We start from the raw sequence: 16,397 nt of genomic DNA on the forward strand, positions 1-16,397 counted from the left end.
CCTGTCAGTCATCGCCGCATGTCTAGCACCGGCCAGACAGGGAAGACCAGAAGCGGATCATCGATCAATAGAAGAACTCTTCCCGGATGATCTTGCCGTCGGCGACGTGATAAACACCCACTTCGCGCATATCGAACGCTTCGCCGGTTTCCTTCACGGTACCCTGCACTTCGAAAATCACGGCAAAACGGTCGTCGCCATGAGGAAGCGGATCGCTGACAGACGCACCAGACACTTCATGCGCGCTTTCCCACCACTCATGCTTGCCACGGATGGCGTCGATTCCTTTGGTTTCCCGACCCATTCCCTGAAAATCCTGCCCTTCGACCGACACCGCATCCGGCGCATACAGCTTGGACAGGTTTTCTTTGGCCCGGTCTTCCCGGCAACCAGCCACGAGTTCATCGGCAATCTCTTTCAAATTCATTGATCCACTCCATCATTTGTTCACTATATGTTCTTTTTGCCACAGACCCATGATTCGTACCAGACCCTTTGTCTTGCTTCGGCAGGATTCCCCGCATATACGCGCGCTCATGCTTGATACCTCGAACCAACCCACCCTGCCGCCCGAGATCGCCCGGCGCCGGACATTCGCCATCATCTCGCACCCTGATGCGGGAAAGACTACGCTGACGGAAAAGTTCCTGCTGTACGGGGGCGCGATCCAGATGGCCGGTCAGGTGCGTGCCAAGGGCGAGGCGCGGCGGACCCGGTCGGACTTCATGCAGATGGAAAAGGATCGCGGCATCTCGGTCTCGGCCTCGGCGATGTCGTTCGACTATGGGAACTTCCGGTTCAACCTGGTGGATACACCCGGCCACAGCGATTTCTCGGAAGACACCTATCGCACGCTGACAGCCGTGGACGCGGCCGTCATGGTGATCGACGGCGCGAAAGGTGTGGAAAGCCAGACACAGAAACTGTTCGAGGTCTGCCGCCTGCGCGATCTGCCGATCCTGACCTTCTGTAACAAGATGGACCGCGAAAGCCGCGACACGTTCGAGATCATCGACGAAATTCAGGAAATGTTGGCCATCGACGTCACGCCCGCCGCCTGGCCCATCGGCGTGGGGCGCGACTTCATCGGCTGCTATGACATGCTGCGCGACCGGCTGGAACTGATGGACCGCGCCGACCGCAACAAGGTGGCCGAAAGCATCGAGATCAACGGGCTGGACGACCCCAAACTGGCCGAACACGTGCCCGAGCATCTGCTGGACAAACTGCTGGAAGAGGTCGAGATGGCCCGCGAGCTGCTGCCCGCACTTGACCCGCAGGCGGTGCTGGAAGGCCACATGACCCCGATCTGGTTCGGTTCAGCGATCAACTCGTTCGGCGTCAAGGAACTGATGGAAGGCATCGGCGCCTATGGCCCGCAGCCACAGGTTCAATCCGCCGAACCGCGCCAGATATCCCCGGATGAAAAGAAAGTCGCAGGGTTTGTGTTCAAGGTTCAGGCCAACATGGACCCCAAGCACCGCGACCGGGTGGCCTTTGTCCGCATGGCCAGCGGCCACTTCAAGCGCGGCATGAAGCTGACCCATGTGCGCAGCAAGAAACCGATGGCGATCTCGAACCCGGTTCTGTTCCTGGCCTCTGACCGCGAACTGGCGGAAGAGGCCTGGGCCGGAGATATCATCGGCATTCCCAACCACGGGCAACTGCGCATCGGCGACACGCTGACCGAAGGCGAAGCGCTGCGGGTGACCGGCATCCCGTCGTTTGCGCCGGAACTGCTGCAAGGCGTCCGCGCCGGCGATCCGATGAAGGCCAAGCATCTGGAAAAAGCCCTGATGCAGTTCGCCGAGGAAGGTGCGGCCAAGGTGTTCAAGCCTTCGATCGGTTCGGGCTTTATCGTGGGGGTCGTGGGCGCGTTGCAGTTCGAAGTGCTCGCCAGCCGGATCGAGATGGAATATGGCCTGCCGGTGCGGTTCGAGGCCTCGCAGTTCACCTCGGCGCGTTGGGTCAGCGGTGACAAGGCCGAAGTCGAAAAATTCGTGAATGCCAACAAACAGCACATCGCCCATGACCATGACGGCGACATTGTCTATCTGACCCGCCTGCAATGGGATATCGACCGGGTGATCCGTGACTATCCCGCGCTGAACCTGACTGCGACAAAAGAGATGATGACCTGAGGCAACTGTCTGATTGCACAGGCAGGTTTGGCTGTGCAATCCTGCCGGCATGAGTGACGACGAACTGACCTATCCCGGTGGCCTGCCCGACATGCTGGACAGCTATGAGAACCGGCGCAGCCCGTTTCAGTTCGGCACCCTGACCCTGCCCGGGCCTGACGTCGATCTGGATGATCTGGCAAAACGCATCGTGCCCGACAGCGCCACCGAATTGCCGCCCGGGCGCAACACCACCTGGGATCGCAAACACGTTCAGATCGCGCGGGAATTCGTCGGGAAATCAGAGCTTGCCTTCCTGAACGCCCAGCTGATCTCGAACCTCAGAAAACGCTCCTTTCCGCGTCAGGCCCCTGCGCTGTTCTGCCGGTTGTGGGACGAACAATCCGACCATCTTCTTTCCGCCCTCGACCTGCGTTGGCTGGTGTCGTCTGTTCAGACTTTTGCGGATCACGGTCAAACGCCGACACAGCGCGAGGTCGGACATGCCTTGCGCGTGTTCTTCAGCATGATGAAGCTGTATGAGTTCGAGCGGCTCTTCTCGGGGCTGGCCCCGGAAACGCCGTTTCAGTTCAAGGACAGGAACCACGTCCCGCTGCCCTATCAGATGAAAGGCTTTTCCTTTGAAAAAGGCGGGCTTGACGTCAATCTCATCGCTCCGATCTGGACCAAGGCGATGAATGATCCCACGATTGCGCCGCTGGTGGATCACCTGATGATCCAATTGAACAAGGACCCAGGTGGACTTTTTCGACGCCTGAAACGCATGCGCGACGCCCGCGCACCGCACAAATGACCACCTGGGGCATTGTGTCCATGGTCCGGGGACCAACCGAAGACGTCCTTCGGTTCGTGGCCCATCACCTCGAACTGGGGGCGGATTTCATGTATATCTACATGGACGAACCCAACCGCCGCACGTTCAGGGCCCTGAGAATGCATCCCAAGGTCCGGGTCCGTAACTGTGATGACGCCTTTTGGGAAAAACGCGGACGCGCACGACCGGAAAAGCATCAGGTGCGCCAGTCGGTTCACGCCACTTTTGCCTATCGAAACACCCGGCTGGATTGGTTGACACATATCGATGTGGATGAGTTTCTTTGGCCGGCGGCCCCCATTTCTGATGTTCTGCGCGATGTTCCAGACACGGTTCCCGTGGTGCGTGTCCGCCCGTTGGAGGCCTTGGCCGGGGGCGATGACCTGTACAAAGCTCATATCCCGCGTGGCCCGAACCGCGAAGCGCTGGTCGAGACCATTTACCCGAATTACGGCGCCTTCGTCATGGGCGGTTTCCTGAGTCACGTTCAGGGAAAGCTGTTCGTGCGCACCGGCTTGAAAAACCTAAGCATCCGCATCCACAACCTGTTTCAGAACAAGGTGCTGCTGCCCTGCAAATTCGAGCTTGCCCAGATCGATCTGTGCCATCGTCATGCGCCGGACTGGAACCACTGGATAGCACATTACCAGTTCCGCATGGATCGTGGCTCGTATCAGGCCGGCATGGCTCCGAATGTTCCGCGCGAACAGGGCGGGCTGAACAAGAATGAACTGCTCAACTGGATCGAGGCCGAACAGGGCATGGACGGGCTGCGCGCGTTCTACAATGAAATGAGCGGCGCGGACGCAGAGGTGCGCGCCAACCTGGAACGCCACGGCCTGCTGCGCCACCGCCCTTTGAACCTGGACGAAAAACTACAGAAACACTTTCCCGGAAGTTGCTGAATTGTTGCTGAAATTCACCGCAGACAACAGGCAGGGACAGGTGAAATTCTCTTCATTTGACCCCGATCAACGTTTTTGTTATGTCCGCGTACAAGCCGAAATGTCGCATTACGCGCATGGCCATCCGGGCCCGGCACATCTTTGACGCGCGGGCCTGGTCAAGTGTCCGCAAAAACCGGACATACATGACAAAATTCAACGAACTGAACCTGAACCCGAAGGTCCTCAAAGCCATTGAAGAGGCCGGATACGAATCCCCCACTCCGATCCAGGAAGGCGCGATTCCGCCCGCTCTGGAAGGCCGTGATGTCTTGGGGATTGCCCAGACCGGCACTGGCAAGACCGCCAGCTTCACACTGCCGATGATCACCCTGCTGGCCCGTGGCCGCGCCCGCGCGCGCATGCCGCGCTCGCTGGTCCTGTGTCCGACGCGGGAACTGGCTGCTCAGGTGGCCGAGAATTTCGACACCTATACAAAGCACCTGAAACTGACCAAGGCGTTGTTGATCGGCGGTGTCAGCTTCAAAGAGCAAGAGGCGCTGATCGACCGCGGCGTCGACGTTCTGATCGCAACTCCGGGCCGCCTGCTGGACCATTTCGAACGTGGCAAGCTGCTGCTGACCGGTGTTCAGATCATGGTGGTGGACGAAGCCGACCGGATGCTGGATATGGGCTTTATTCCTGATATCGAACGCATCTTCTCGCTGACGCCGTTCACGCGGCAGACATTGTTCTTCTCGGCGACCATGGCTTCCGAGATCGAGCGCATCACGGATACTTTCCTGTCCGCCCCTGCCCGGGTTGAAGTCGCCCGGCAAGCGACTGCATCCGAGACGATCGAACAGGGCGTTGTCATGTTCAAAGGCGGCCGTCGGGACCGTGAAGCAAGCCAGAAACGCAACGTGCTGCGCGCCTTGATCGACGCAGAGGGCGAAAAGTGCACCAATGCAATCATCTTCTGCAACCGCAAGACAGATGTCGATATCTGTGCGAAATCGCTGAAGAAATACGGCTATGACGCTGCCGCGATCCATGGCGATCTGGACCAATCGCAACGGATGAAGACGCTGGACGGGTTCCGCGACGGATCATTGCGTCTGCTGGTTGCGTCCGACGTCGCTGCGCGCGGTCTGGATGTTCCAGCCGTCAGCCACGTGTTCAATTTCGACGTCCCCGGCCACCCCGAGGATTACGTGCACCGTATCGGCCGCACCGGTCGCGCCGGGCGCGAAGGCAAGGCCATCACGATCTGCTCGGTCCGCGATGAAAAAGCCCTGGCTGCGATCGAAAAGCTGATCCAGAAGGACATCCCGCGCATCGACAATCCGGTCAAGGAAGAGCCCAAGCCTGAAAAGCCGAAGCCCGAGAAAAAAGCCCGGGACTTCGAAGCCAGGAAAGACACCCGGAAAGAGCGAGAGCCCAAAGGGCGTGGCCGTGGGCGCAAGGAAGACAATGGCCGGGCCGTGGTGGGTATGGGCGATCACCTGCCCAGCTTTATTGCCCTGAGCTTTGACGAGCGTCGTGCCGGCTAAATCGCCAGCACCATGGCCAGTATCGAGACACCCAACAGCAACATCCCGGCGATTTCTCGCCGGGTGATCGTCTCGCGGAAAAACAGGATCGAGGCCATCAGGCTGAAGATCAGCTCTACCTGCCCCAGCGCTTTGACATAGGCTGCGTTTTGCAGGGTGAAGGCCCAGAACCAACAAAACGAACCGCCCAGACTGGTCAGGCCGACAAACACGCCGGTGGATCGGGTCTGCCACACCGCGCGCAGTTCGGCCCGGTCGCGCCACAACAGCCACAGGCCCATGCTGACGAACTGAAACGTCACGACGGCGGCCAGGGTGATCAATGCCCGGAACCAGGCGTCGACATCACCCAATTGCAACGAGGCCCCGCGATAGCTGACGGCGGAGAACGCAAACAAAACCCCTGATCCAAGCCCCAATTGGGACGCGCGGTTGGTCAGATGCCGCCACCAGGCGCCGCCTCCTCCGGGGGTTTTCGACAGCAAAAGCACCGCCATCAACCCCAACAAGATCGCAACCAGCGCGCCGCTGGAAACGCTGTCGCCCAAAACCAGAAAGCCGACGATCGCGGTCTGAATGACTTCGGTTTTCTTGAAGGTGATCCCGACCGCAAAGTTTCGTTGTTTGAACAACGCCACAACACAGATCGTCGCCAGGATTTGCGCCGTGCCTCCGATGACAGCGTACAGCCAGAACACTCCGCCAATCAGAGGCAAGCTGGCGCCCGTTGTCAGCATCGCCACAAACAGCCCGGCAACGGCCAGCGGCATGGAATACGCAAATCGCGCAAAGGTCGCGCCGGCGGCGGACAGTTTCACGCTGCTCAAGGATTTTTGCAGCATGAACCGCACAGTCTGAAAACTGGCGGCGGCGATGGTGACAGGGATCCAGAGACTCATGTCACCTGTTGTGTCGTCAAATCAAGACTTTGGCCAGAGCGGATGCGGCACCGGGTCCTTGGCGCGTAGAAGGTACTGCCGGAAGATCTGTGCATAAGAGCGGTAAACATACGCCTCATTGCAGGCCAGATACCTGTCTTTGCCATCCCGATACAACGACGGCAGCCGATACCATGGCGCGGCGGGATTCATATGATGTACAACATGCAGGTTGTTGTTCAGAAACAGAAACGCCAACGGCCCGCTGTCTTCGATAATAACGGTCCGCGCGCGGGACTTCTCGTGCGCGCGGTGTTCCAGAAACGTGCGGATCTTCAGCAACGCCAGCCCGATATAGGCCGAAATCAGATAGGCCCAGATCGGCATGGCCGATTGTGCAACGATCCACAGCACCGCAACCGCGCCGGGGATGTGCAAAGTCCAGGCCAGCAGGATCGCCCTGTCGCCGCGCCGCAGCCCCCGCCATTCGTCGCGCAGAAACAGCACCTGCCCAATGGCCGGACCCAGAACCATCCGCCCCAGAAGCGTGTTGTTCAGGGCCAGCACAGCCTGCACGCCGCGCGGCAGGTCCGCCCAAACCTTGGGATCCAGATAGTTGGATTCGGGGTCGTCATACGGGTCGGTCAAAGTGGCATCCTGATGATGCGCCAAATGCAGATCGCGAAAACGGTTATACGGAATGGCCAAGGTCAGCGGCAGCGCCATCAGCGCCTCATTCAGCCATTTGGCTCGGAACGGGTGCCCATGCAGGGCTTCGTGTGTCAAAGACGAATGCAGGGCGGCAACAAAGCCCAAAACCAGCGCCGTCAACCACAGCGAAACATCCGCCAACCAGAACAGCCCGACCAGCCATGCGGCATAGCAGCCGACGATCAGGGCAAATGTACCCCATTCGGGCGACTTGGGTGTCGAGGGCTCAGCCATTGCGCCCCCACGAAACTCCGGCCCAAATTCTTTCATAGACAATGTAAAGCGTCAGGCCGATGGCGGTATTCACCAGCGCCAATGCCCCGCCGACGGCGGCCGAGCCTGTGGCGATCAGGCCCACCAGCGTCATGGTCGCCAGCCCCATGACATTCCACACGATTGCTTTCACGACAGATCTTCGCCGCGTTTCCATTTCGAACCCCATTCTTTTTGCTTTTACAAAGGGGTTACCGTTCAGTGCGCGTGCTGAAAATTCTGTATATGATTAACAAAACTCATCACTTGTGATATTTTTCATCTTATGCAGGAAAATATCGACAAACGCGACCGCGCCGCTCAATTCCGCCTACGCCTTGCCCGCGCGATGGAGGACCGTCACGTCAGCCAAAGCGCGCTTGCGCGCCATATCGGCGTGGACCGATCAACCGTATCTCAGTTGTTGACCGATCATGGCGCGCGTCTTCCCAATGCGCATGTTGTGGGTGGCTGCGCCGCGGCACTGGGCGTTTCGGCCGACTGGTTGCTGGGCCTGTCCGACAGGCCGGAAAGCGCGGCAGAGATTCTGGCCAGTTCCCTGTCCATTACCGAAGCGCCCCGCGCCCTGGTCGATGAGCGGATTTTCGACTGGCACAAAGAAGCCGCCGGGTACAAGATCCGCTATGTTCCCGCCACCCTGCCCGACATGCTCAAGACGCGCGCGGTGCTGGAGTGGGAATATGCCCCCCATCTGGGGCGCACGGCGGATCAGGCCATCGGTGCGTCCGAAGACAGGTTGGCCTGGATGCGCAGTGCGCAGTCTGATTACGAAATTGCAATGCCATTGTTCGAGATTGAAAGCTTTGCAAGCGGCACGGGATATTACCATGGCCTTTGCCCGGAAATTCGTCAGGAGCAGATCGATCATCTGCTGGAGCTGTGTGAACAGCTTTATCCCCGAATGCGTGTCTATCTGTTCGATGCCAAACGGCTTTATTCAGCCCCTGTAACGATTTTCGGGCCGCTGCTGTGCGTTTTTTATGCAGGCAGTCACTATATGGCGTTCCGAGACCGGGACCGGATCGAGACGTTTTCACGGCACTTCGACACACTTGTGCGCGAGGCCGATGTGGCCGCCCGCGACTTCCCGGACCACTTGCGACAACTCAGAACGGCTGTATCCGGCAAGAATTGATGCAGCGGCGCAAAACCTGTGCTATCGTCCCTTGGCGCGAACCAACGGGCATTCCGATCACAAACGGAGGACCACAGGAATGGACGCAATTCAAACCGCTCAATACGCGCGCGCGCTGTATGCCGCGCACGGAGACCGGGCCGAGGCGGAAGCCGCGCAGAAAATGCGTGAATGCGAAGCCGCCGGAAACCAGAAAGAGGCGCAGGATTGGCAGGCGGTCCGTCAGACCATCCGCCAGATCCGAGGACCAAATCAGGGCTGACCTACAGTTTTGGGTCGGGATTGACCGTGTGCCCATCCACCGCAATCACCTGCCCAGACACCAGCCGCGCTGCGTCCGAAGCCAGAAAGACGGCCATATTGGCGATATCCTGCGCTTCCACGAAGCGCCCCATAGAGGTGCCCGAGGCATAGCCCTGATAGACCTCATCGCGGGTCATGCCTTTGGCGGCTGCCTCTCGGGCCAAGACACCTTCCATGCGCGGGCCCTCCACGGCACCCGGGCAAATGGCGTTTGCGCGAATGCCCAGTGGCCCAAGTTCCATCGCCAGCGTTTTCATCAACCCTATGACCGCCCATTTGGCCGAGGCATAAGGCGCTCGGAACGGATAGCCGTACTGACCGGCGGTCGAAGAGGTCAGAATGATGCTGCCCGCCCGCGCCGACTTCATCATAGGGGCTGCGTGCTTGGCGGCCAAAAAGGCCCCGTCCAGATTGACCGCGACGCAGGCGCGCCATGCATCCAGATCGATATCCTCGATCGCGCTGGTCGGCCCGGCGATTCCGGCATTTGCGCACAGAACATCCAGCCCGCCTGCGGCCCCGACAGCCTGAAACACCGCTCTCATGTCGGCCTCATTTGTCACATCAGCCCTGCGCACCACCCAATGGTCGGGCAAGATATCCAGGGCTGACTGGTCAATATCCGTCACCCAGACATCATAGCCAGCAGCGTCAAACGCCGCGGCCATGGCATGACCGACACCCGATGCCCCAGCCGTTACCAATACGCGCCGGGTCACGATGGCGTCCGAATGGCAGCACCCGCCCCTTCAGGATAAGGCAAACCGGCCTGTGCCTCGGCAATCCGCGCCATCGCGGCTTCGATCCTGGGCGACGGCGGGCTGGGACGGCGGGTTTCAAGGCTGACGTGCAGCAGAAAGCTCTCGCCCGTGGCCAACAGCTTGTCGCCTTCATACATGCTGTGAAAGACATGCAGCTTCTTGCCCTGCCCCAACAGCATCTGCGTGCGCACGTCGATCTTCGCCCCTGCATGGACCTCGTCGATGTAACGGATGTGGTTCTCGGCAGTGAAATAGCTGCCACCCGACGCGATATACTCCATATCGCAACCGATGATCTCCATGAAACGGTCCGTGGCGGCCGCAAAGGCTTCCAGATACTTGGCTTCGTTCATGTGGCCGTTGTAATCCGTCCAGTCCAATGGAACGGCGCGGGACAGGGTCAGGATCGGCTGGCTCAGATCCGCCTGATCCAGCGACGGCAGGGCACCCGGTTTCAACAGCGCATCATGCTGGTTCAGCACCGCCCCCGCACCATAATTCTGCGCCTTGAGGGCCCGCATCATGCCAACAAGATTGTTGTCGCGAATGCGTTCCAGTTCCCGGATTGAATGCATTCCGGATTGCGCGTCTGACTGATCGGCGATCAGGTCGACCAGTTCATCGGTGAATTCCGGCACGTCCATCAGTTTGGTCCAGGGCCATTTCAAGGCTGGCCCGAACTGAGCCATGAAGTGCCGCATTCCCGCTTCACCTCCGGCCACGCGGTAGGTTTCGAACAATCCCATCTGTGCCCAGCGGATGCCAAAGCCCATTCGGATCGCCTCGTCGATTTCTTCGGTGGTGGCAATGCCATCCTTGACCAGCCAGAGCGCCTCGCGCCAGACGGCTTCCAGAAAGCGGTCGGCGATATGCGCGTCGATCTCTTTCTTGACATGCAGCGGAAAGAAACCAACCGAGGTCAGCAATTCCCTGGCCCGTTCAATCATCTCCGGTGGGTTTTTGTCGGTCGGCACCAGCTCGATCAGCGGCAGCAGATAGACTGGGTTGAACGGGTGCGTCACGACGATCTGTTCGGGCCGCAAAGCACCGTCCTGAAGCTCGGATGGTTTGAACCCGCTGGTCGATGACCCGATGATCGCATCTGGATCACAGTCCTCTTGCAAGCCCTTGTAAACCTTCAGCTTCAAGTCCAGCCGCTCTGGCACGCTTTCCTGGATCCACGTCGCGCCCTGTACGGCGTCGGCCATGTCACCATGAAAGCTCAGCGCGCCCTCGGCCGGTAATGGAACGTCACTCAGCCCCGGCAGGGATCGCCGCGCATTGTCCAGCACTTCGCCTATTTTGCGTTCTGCTTCAGGGTCCGGGTCGAACACCCGAACGTCCCAGCCATTGAGCAGGAACCGTGCGGCCCATCCGCCGCCGATGACACCGCCCCCGATAATTGCTGCCGTCTTTGTCATGCTGTCCTCTAATCGATACAGATTACCTGCGCGCGCCCCGCCTCATCCAAATGCGGAATGCATCCGAATTGCGGTGTCACCGCGCTGCATTGTTTGGTGTCCGACAGGCAGAACCCTGCGCAGTCAGAGGCTTTTTCACAGGAGCTTCCAGCGTCGGGCAAAGGTTCAAAGCAGATAAACTGCCGTATCCGCCCGCCCTTCTCATAGCTTCCCCCTTTGGCTTCGCAGTCCTTGCGGGCCAAAGGGTCTTCCGCGGTCTGTGCCACCCCGACCCGGGGCAGACATACGGCCAGAACCGTCGCGCAGATTACAAGCACCGATCGCATTGCTCACTTCCTTTTGCTGGCACCCCTGCACTTACCGGTCATGGCAAGGGACGCAAACAGGTCAACCTTTGGGCGCCCGTTTGACCAGCCCCAGCTTCTCACGCACTTCCTGCGGCCCGATCACCCGCGCGCCCATGTTCTCGATGATGGTGCCTGCGCGTTCGACCAATTGCCAGTTTTCGGCCAGCACACCCTTGTCCAGCCACAGGTTGTCTTCGAGTCCCACGCGCACATTGCCGCCCGCCAGCACCGAGGCCGCCACATAGGCCATCTGATGCCGCCCCAGCGAGAACGCGCTGAAGGTCCAGTCATCGGGCACGTTGTTTACCATCGCCATGAAGGTGTTCAGATCATCCGGCGCGCCCCACGGCACGCCCATGCACAGTTGAACCAGGGCGTTGGGTTCTAGAATTCCCTCTTTCACCAGTTGCTTGGCAAACCACAGATGGCCGGTGTCAAAGGCCTCGATCTCGGGTTTCACGCCCAAATCGGTCATCATCTGCCCCATAGCCCGCAACGCGCCGGGCGTGTTGGTCATGACGTAATCCGCCTCGGCAAAGTTCATCGTGCCGCAATCCAGCGTGCAGATTTCGGGCAGACATTCGGCCACATGCGCCACACGCTCGGTCGCGCCAACCAGATCTGTTCCTGCCTGGGCCAGTGGCAGCGGGTTTTCGATGCCGCCGAACACCATGTCTCCGCCCATGCCAGCCGTAAGGTTCAGCACTGCGTCCACCTCGGCATCCCGAATCCGATCGGTCACCTCACGATACAGCGCCAGATCGCGCGACGGGGCGCCTGTTTCGGGGTCGCGCACATGGCAGTGCACCACGGCCGCACCTGCCTTCGCGGCGGCAATCGCACTGTCGGCAATTTGCTTCGGTGAACGTGGCACATGAGGGCTGCGATCCTGTGTCCCGCCCGAGCCGGTCACGGCGCAGGTGATGAAGACTTCGCGGTTCATTTCCAGAGGCATGGCGTTTTCCCCAAGTTATACCCGGTTTTGCCTTGGGTTTTCCCCAGGCTTCTCCCCGGATTCCGATTTGCGTTCTGCCCCGACTCTGGCGCAGCTTTGGGAAAACCACTTGGCAGAATGCGAATCGAACTTGATGCAATCCGCAAAAAACATACTGCAACCCGAACATCGGGCCCTGAAAACCGCCGTTCTGGTGCTGGATGAATGCAACACGCTCAGCTTCGCCTCGGCGGTCGATCCGATGCGCGCTGCCAACCGTCTGGCGGACCGGCCCGCCTTTGACTGGGATTATGTGACCGCCAAAGCCGAACCCGCGATGCTGACAAGCGCCCTGCAAGTGCCCGGCATCCCGCTCTCTCGCCTGCAAGGCTGCGACCTTATGATTGTCGTCGCGGGCTTCCAACTGGCCCGCCACGCCACTCCCAGCCTGCTGGCCGGGCTGCGCCGCATTGCCGGTACCGGGGCGACGATGGCCGGGATTGACGGCGGCCCCTGGCTGCTGGCCGAGGCAGGGCTGCTGGACGGTCACCCTGCGACGACCCACTGGGAAGACCTGCAAAATTTCGCTTCCCGCTTCCCCGACGTCGACGTGCGCCCCGACCGCTTTACTGTCTCGGACGGTCGCCTGACCTCTGGCGGCGCGATTCCCGCTGTCGAGATGATGCTGCACATCATCGCCGCCCGTCATGGCGCGGGTTTCGCATCCCGTGTCTCGGGCCTGTTCCTCTATGATGGCGCGCCGGATCCGGGCACACCGCAAAGCCGCACCGGCGCACCACACCGCCACACCGCGCTGACGTCAAAGGCGAATTCGCTGATGCAGGCATCCCTGGATGACCCCCTGCCACTGGCCCATATCGCTGACCAGCTGGGCACCAGCCCGCGCACCCTGCAACAACAGTTCCGCCTTCGCCTGAACACCACGCCGCAGGATCACTATCTGCAACTGCGCCTGGCCGAGGCCCGCCGTCTGGTCACCGACACCGACCTTCCACTGATGGATGTCGCGCTGGCCACCGGTTTTTCCTCGCAATCCAGCTTTGCCCGCGCTTTCCGCACCGCCCACGGTCAATCGGCACGCGACCTCAGGCAAGAGCGCGCGCACCCCACCCATCACTGACCGGATCCAACTTCATCTGGCCAGAAATATCCCGGGGGAGGCACGCGCAGCGTGCCGGGGGCAGAGCCCCCTCGCCTCAGTACGGCATCGGGTGCGCCTTGTGGACAGCGTCCAACTCGGCCAGCACCTCGTTTGACAACGTCAAATCCGCACCGGCCAATACGTGTTCAAGCTGCGCGACCGTGGTCGCGCCAAAAATCGCCGACATCATGAATGGTCGCGAGCGGCACCAGGCCAGCGCCATATGGGTCGGATCCAGGCCATGTCGCGCGGCAACATCCATATAGGCCGCGACCGCATCAAAAACCCGGTCAGACTTGCGCCCGCCCAATTGAGGCGAAAGCGACATACGAGAGCCGTCCGGCACGGCCCCGCCCTGATATTTCCCGGTCAGCAGCCCGGTGCCCAGGGGTGAAAACGCCATCAGGCCGACATCTTCATGTACGCTCAGCTCGGCCATGTCGGTATCGAACAGACGGCACAGCAACGAATACTCATTCTGCACGGACGCCGCTCGCGGTGTGCCCGTCTGTTCGGCCAGTCTCAGCCACTGCGCCGTACCCCATGCGCTTTCATTCGACAGACCAAAAGCGCAGATGTTGCCTTTGTCCACCTGAACCTGCAAGGCCCCCAGACACTCCTGCATATTTTCCAGAACGTCCGCAGTATTGTGGCCCGAAGGCGCATAATCCCAGTTTTGACGGAACATATAGCTGCCGCGATTGGGCCAGTGGAACTGGTAGAGATCGATGTAATCCGTCTGCAAACGCCGCAAAGACCCTTCGATGGCCTCAGGAATGGTCTTGGCCGTGATCGGCGCACCGTCGCGAACATATGACAACCCCTCACCCGAATGCTTGGTCGCCAATACGAAATCCGCCCGGCGCGACGAATTTGCGGCGTTCCAGTTTCCAAGAATTTCTTCAGTACGACCAATTGTCTCTTTGGCGACAGGATTCACCGGATACATCTCGGCGGCATCCACAAAGTTGATCCCCGCGTCCAGCGCCATGTCCATCTGCCGGTGCGCATCCGATTCCGAGGTCTGCGTCCCGAACGTCATCGTCCCGAGGCAAAGATCGCTCACGACAATCCCGGTGCGGCCCAGAGGCTTCATCTGCATCCTCAAATCTCCTGATAAATGGCACAGCCCGTCAGGCTTCGGCCTTCTTTTCCCACCGCCCGGACTCCTCCGACCAGTATTGCGCGGCGCATCCGGCGCCGGTCAGCGCCTTCCACTGCCCGCGCGCGTGCTGCACGGCCATGTCGTCATTGCCGTCGAACAGAATGCAAACCCGCTCCAGAACCGACACTTCTTCGGGTTCGATCGACGCGCCGTCCACCGCCATGACACACACCGCGCCGTTGGGGGCCTCGGCGCTGGTGGTCAGAAGGATCGGCTGCTCGGCGTCATGCGGGCCGCCTTCGCGACCATGCGGCAGGAACCCGTCCTCGGGGCCCAGCCACAGCTTTTCATCCAGCCAGTCCATCCGTGCGGGATCGGTGCCTCGCACGGCAATCTTCCACCCGGCCTGTCGCGCCTTGTCCAGCAGCACAGGCAAGGTGTGCTCCAGCGGCTGGCGGGTCAGATGGTAGAAATAGACAGCACCCATTCGCTTACTCGAAATTGTCCTGCACGAACCGGCTCAGCGCGCGCACACCCCAGCCCGTAGCACCTTTGGGCGCATAGGATGTCTCGGACGCCACCGAGGCCACACCCGCGATATCCAGATGGATCCAGGGCGTATCCTCTTTCACGAAACGTTGCAGAAACTGCGCCGCCGTGATCGAGCCCGCCGGACGGCCACCGACGTTTTTCATGTCGGCGATGCGCGATTTGAGCAGCTTGTCATAGGCATCGCCCAACGGCATCCGCCACGCGCCTTCATCCTCGGCCCGGGCCGATTTCAAGAAGGCGTCACAGAATGTGTCATTGTTGGAAAACACACCTGCATTCTCATGACCCAGCCCGATGATGATCGCTCCGGTCAGGGTGGCCAGATCGATCATGCCCACCGGATTGAACCGCTCCTGCGCATACCACATCACGTCGCACAGAACCAAACGGCCTTCGGCATCGGTGTTGATGATCTCGACCGTGTCGCCTTTCATCGACTTGACCACATCGCCCGGACGGGTGGCATTGCCCGAAGGCATGTTCTCGACCAGCCCGACAAGGCCCACCACATTGGCCTTGGCCTTGCGCTTGGCCAGCGCACGCATCGTGCCCGCGACAACGCCCGCGCCGCCCATGTCCATGGTCATGTCTTCCATGCCACCGGCCGGTTTCAGCGAAATGCCACCAGTGTCAAAAACCACGCCCTTGCCCACCAGAGCCAAAGGCGCATCGTCCTTGTCGCCACCATTCCAATGCATCACGACGACTTTGGACGGGCTGGCAGAGCCCTGCCCGACGCTCAACAAAGTGCGCATGCCCAGTTCAGCCAGCTTGTCCTCTTCCAGAACTTCGACTTCCAGGCCCAGCTCCTGCATCTCGACAAGACGATCGGCAAATTCCGTGGTCGTCAGAACATTTGCAGGTTCGTTGGTCAGATCACGCGTCATCCGCACACCGTCGGCAATCGCGTATAGCGGTGCAAACTCTGCTTCGGCTTCCTTGGGTTTCGAATGTCTTATCGTAATCGAACCGCTGCCTTCGCTGTCCTTGGTTTTGTGCGCGTTGAAATCATAACTGCGCAGCACCATGCCAAGGGCCAGGTTTTCGGTCTGCGCCTGATTGCCGACCATCACCAGCATGTCCTTGCCACCCGCTGATTTGACCAACGCGGCACCAGCCTTGCGGGCCTCATCGGCTTCCGGGCGGCGCGGCAGCACCACGACGTCCAGCGCTTCGGCCGCCATCCCAGCCGGCCAGGCCATCGAGATAACATCGCCGGTCTTGGACTTTCCGAATTTCTCACTCTCGACAAGCCGCGCCACAGCGCCTTTCGTCAGGCGATTGGCCCGGCGCGCCGCAGGGTTCATTTTTCCGTCCGACGAAATGATGATGGCCACCCGCCCTTCGGCCTGCGCCATCGCATCCAAGTCAAACTCCTGAAAGCGGACCGGTATCAGACTGCTCATTGCAAACTCCTCGAATT

General features: G+C 60.2%; 18 protein-coding genes. 7 read left to right on the forward strand and 11 right to left on the reverse strand.

The genetic code is table 11. The features are described from left to right. Window positions 1-64: 64 nt before the first annotated feature. Window positions 65-427 (reverse strand): nuclear transport factor 2 family protein, encoded by a 363-nt coding sequence (locus ACR3E6_RS14650; protein WP_171362741.1) that lies wholly within the window; start codon window positions 425-427, stop codon window positions 65-67. Between the two features lie 109 nt (window positions 428-536). Between ACR3E6_RS14650 and ACR3E6_RS14655 the strand changes: the two genes are divergently transcribed. The 4 genes from ACR3E6_RS14655 (at window position 537) to ACR3E6_RS14670 (ending at window position 5,392) form a co-directional block, all read left to right on the forward strand. Then, window positions 537-2,141: a peptide chain release factor 3 gene (locus ACR3E6_RS14655; RefSeq protein ID WP_257598845.1), complete on the forward strand. Its 1,605-nt coding sequence runs from the start codon at window positions 537-539 to the stop codon at window positions 2,139-2,141. Window positions 2,142-2,190: 49 nt separating this feature from the next. Continuing rightward, window positions 2,191-2,934, forward strand: a complete 744-nt coding sequence (locus tag ACR3E6_RS14660) for a hypothetical protein (RefSeq protein ID WP_480487762.1) — start codon at window positions 2,191-2,193, stop codon at window positions 2,932-2,934. After that, on the forward strand, window positions 2,931-3,860 hold the full coding sequence (locus tag ACR3E6_RS14665) for a glycosyltransferase family 2 protein (protein WP_480487764.1): 930 nt from the start codon (window positions 2,931-2,933) through the stop codon (window positions 3,858-3,860). The genes ACR3E6_RS14660 and ACR3E6_RS14665 overlap by 4 nt, the downstream gene beginning before the upstream one ends. A gap of 185 nt (window positions 3,861-4,045) precedes the next feature. Further along, the gene (locus ACR3E6_RS14670; RefSeq protein ID WP_480487766.1) at window positions 4,046-5,392 is read left to right on the forward strand and encodes a DEAD/DEAH box helicase; all 1,347 of its coding nucleotides are present in this window, start codon (window positions 4,046-4,048) and stop codon (window positions 5,390-5,392) included. Here the strand turns inward: ACR3E6_RS14670 and ACR3E6_RS14675 are convergent. Genes ACR3E6_RS14675 through ACR3E6_RS14685 form a run of 3 tightly spaced genes read right to left on the reverse strand, consistent with a single transcriptional unit; the run spans window position 5,389 to window position 7,411 of the window. Next, window positions 5,389-6,291, reverse strand: coding sequence for an EamA family transporter (locus ACR3E6_RS14675; RefSeq protein ID WP_480487768.1), 903 nt, complete (start codon window positions 6,289-6,291; stop codon window positions 5,389-5,391). The two genes, ACR3E6_RS14670 and ACR3E6_RS14675, sit on opposite strands and share 4 nt — an antisense overlap. Before the next feature lie 21 nt (window positions 6,292-6,312). Continuing rightward, entirely contained in the window at window positions 6,313-7,215 is a 903-nt protein-coding gene (locus ACR3E6_RS14680; protein WP_480487770.1) for a fatty acid desaturase, read from the reverse strand. Next, on the reverse strand, window positions 7,208-7,411 hold the full coding sequence (locus ACR3E6_RS14685) for a DUF2061 domain-containing protein (protein WP_171167827.1): 204 nt from the start codon (window positions 7,409-7,411) through the stop codon (window positions 7,208-7,210). Before ACR3E6_RS14685 ends, ACR3E6_RS14680 begins: the two co-directional genes overlap by 8 nt. Window positions 7,412-7,519: 108 nt before the next feature. Between ACR3E6_RS14685 and ACR3E6_RS14690 the strand changes: the two genes are divergently transcribed. Both ACR3E6_RS14690 and ACR3E6_RS14695 read left to right on the forward strand, forming a co-directional pair. Next, window positions 7,520-8,389 carry a helix-turn-helix domain-containing protein gene (locus ACR3E6_RS14690; RefSeq protein WP_171632011.1) on the forward strand — a complete coding sequence of 290 codons (870 nt, stop codon included), beginning with the start codon at window positions 7,520-7,522 and terminating at the stop codon, window positions 8,387-8,389. Window positions 8,390-8,468: 79 nt separating this feature from the next. Then, a complete protein-coding gene (locus ACR3E6_RS14695) occupies window positions 8,469-8,651 on the forward strand; it encodes a hypothetical protein (protein ID WP_117868740.1) in 183 nt (60 codons plus the stop codon). A 1-nt stretch (window position 8,652) separates the two neighbouring features. Here ACR3E6_RS14695 and ACR3E6_RS14700 read toward each other — a convergent pair whose 3' ends face one another. From ACR3E6_RS14700 to bcoG, 4 genes are all read right to left on the reverse strand, one after another. Then, window positions 8,653-9,360: an SDR family oxidoreductase gene (locus ACR3E6_RS14700; RefSeq protein ID WP_480488152.1), complete on the reverse strand. Its 708-nt coding sequence runs from the start codon at window positions 9,358-9,360 to the stop codon at window positions 8,653-8,655. Window positions 9,361-9,407: 47 nt separating this feature from the next. Further along, a complete protein-coding gene (locus tag ACR3E6_RS14705; RefSeq protein ID WP_171632005.1) occupies window positions 9,408-10,874 on the reverse strand; it encodes a carnitine 3-dehydrogenase in 1,467 nt (488 codons plus the stop codon). Between the two features lie 8 nt (window positions 10,875-10,882). Next, on the reverse strand, window positions 10,883-11,200 hold the full coding sequence (locus ACR3E6_RS14710; protein WP_171723142.1) for a hypothetical protein: 318 nt from the start codon (window positions 11,198-11,200) through the stop codon (window positions 10,883-10,885). A gap of 61 nt (window positions 11,201-11,261) precedes the next feature. Beyond that, window positions 11,262-12,176, reverse strand: coding sequence for a 3-dehydrocarnitine:acetyl-CoA trimethylamine transferase BcoG (bcoG, locus tag ACR3E6_RS14715; protein WP_171631999.1), 915 nt, complete (start codon window positions 12,174-12,176; stop codon window positions 11,262-11,264). Between the two features lie 133 nt (window positions 12,177-12,309). Here bcoG and ACR3E6_RS14720 point away from each other — a divergent pair, with 133 nt between their 5' ends. Continuing rightward, window positions 12,310-13,296 (forward strand): GlxA family transcriptional regulator, encoded by a 987-nt coding sequence (locus ACR3E6_RS14720; RefSeq protein WP_480487773.1) that lies wholly within the window; start codon window positions 12,310-12,312, stop codon window positions 13,294-13,296. Window positions 13,297-13,372: 76 nt separating this feature from the next. On the opposite strand, the gene ACR3E6_RS14725 is transcribed toward ACR3E6_RS14720, so the two are convergent. Genes ACR3E6_RS14725 through ACR3E6_RS14735 form a run of 3 tightly spaced genes read right to left on the reverse strand, consistent with a single transcriptional unit; the run spans window position 13,373 to window position 16,380 of the window. Beyond that, window positions 13,373-14,419 (reverse strand): aldo/keto reductase, encoded by a 1,047-nt coding sequence (locus ACR3E6_RS14725; protein ID WP_171631995.1) that lies wholly within the window; start codon window positions 14,417-14,419, stop codon window positions 13,373-13,375. Window positions 14,420-14,450: 31 nt separating this feature from the next. Beyond that, a complete protein-coding gene (locus ACR3E6_RS14730; protein ID WP_171723139.1) occupies window positions 14,451-14,909 on the reverse strand; it encodes a DNA polymerase III subunit chi in 459 nt (152 codons plus the stop codon). Between the two features lie 4 nt (window positions 14,910-14,913). Then, the gene (locus ACR3E6_RS14735) at window positions 14,914-16,380 is read right to left on the reverse strand and encodes a leucyl aminopeptidase (protein WP_480487776.1); all 1,467 of its coding nucleotides are present in this window, start codon (window positions 16,378-16,380) and stop codon (window positions 14,914-14,916) included. Window positions 16,381-16,397 lie beyond the last annotated feature (17 nt).

It is taken from the genome of Ruegeria sp. AL3 (assembly GCF_056536065.1).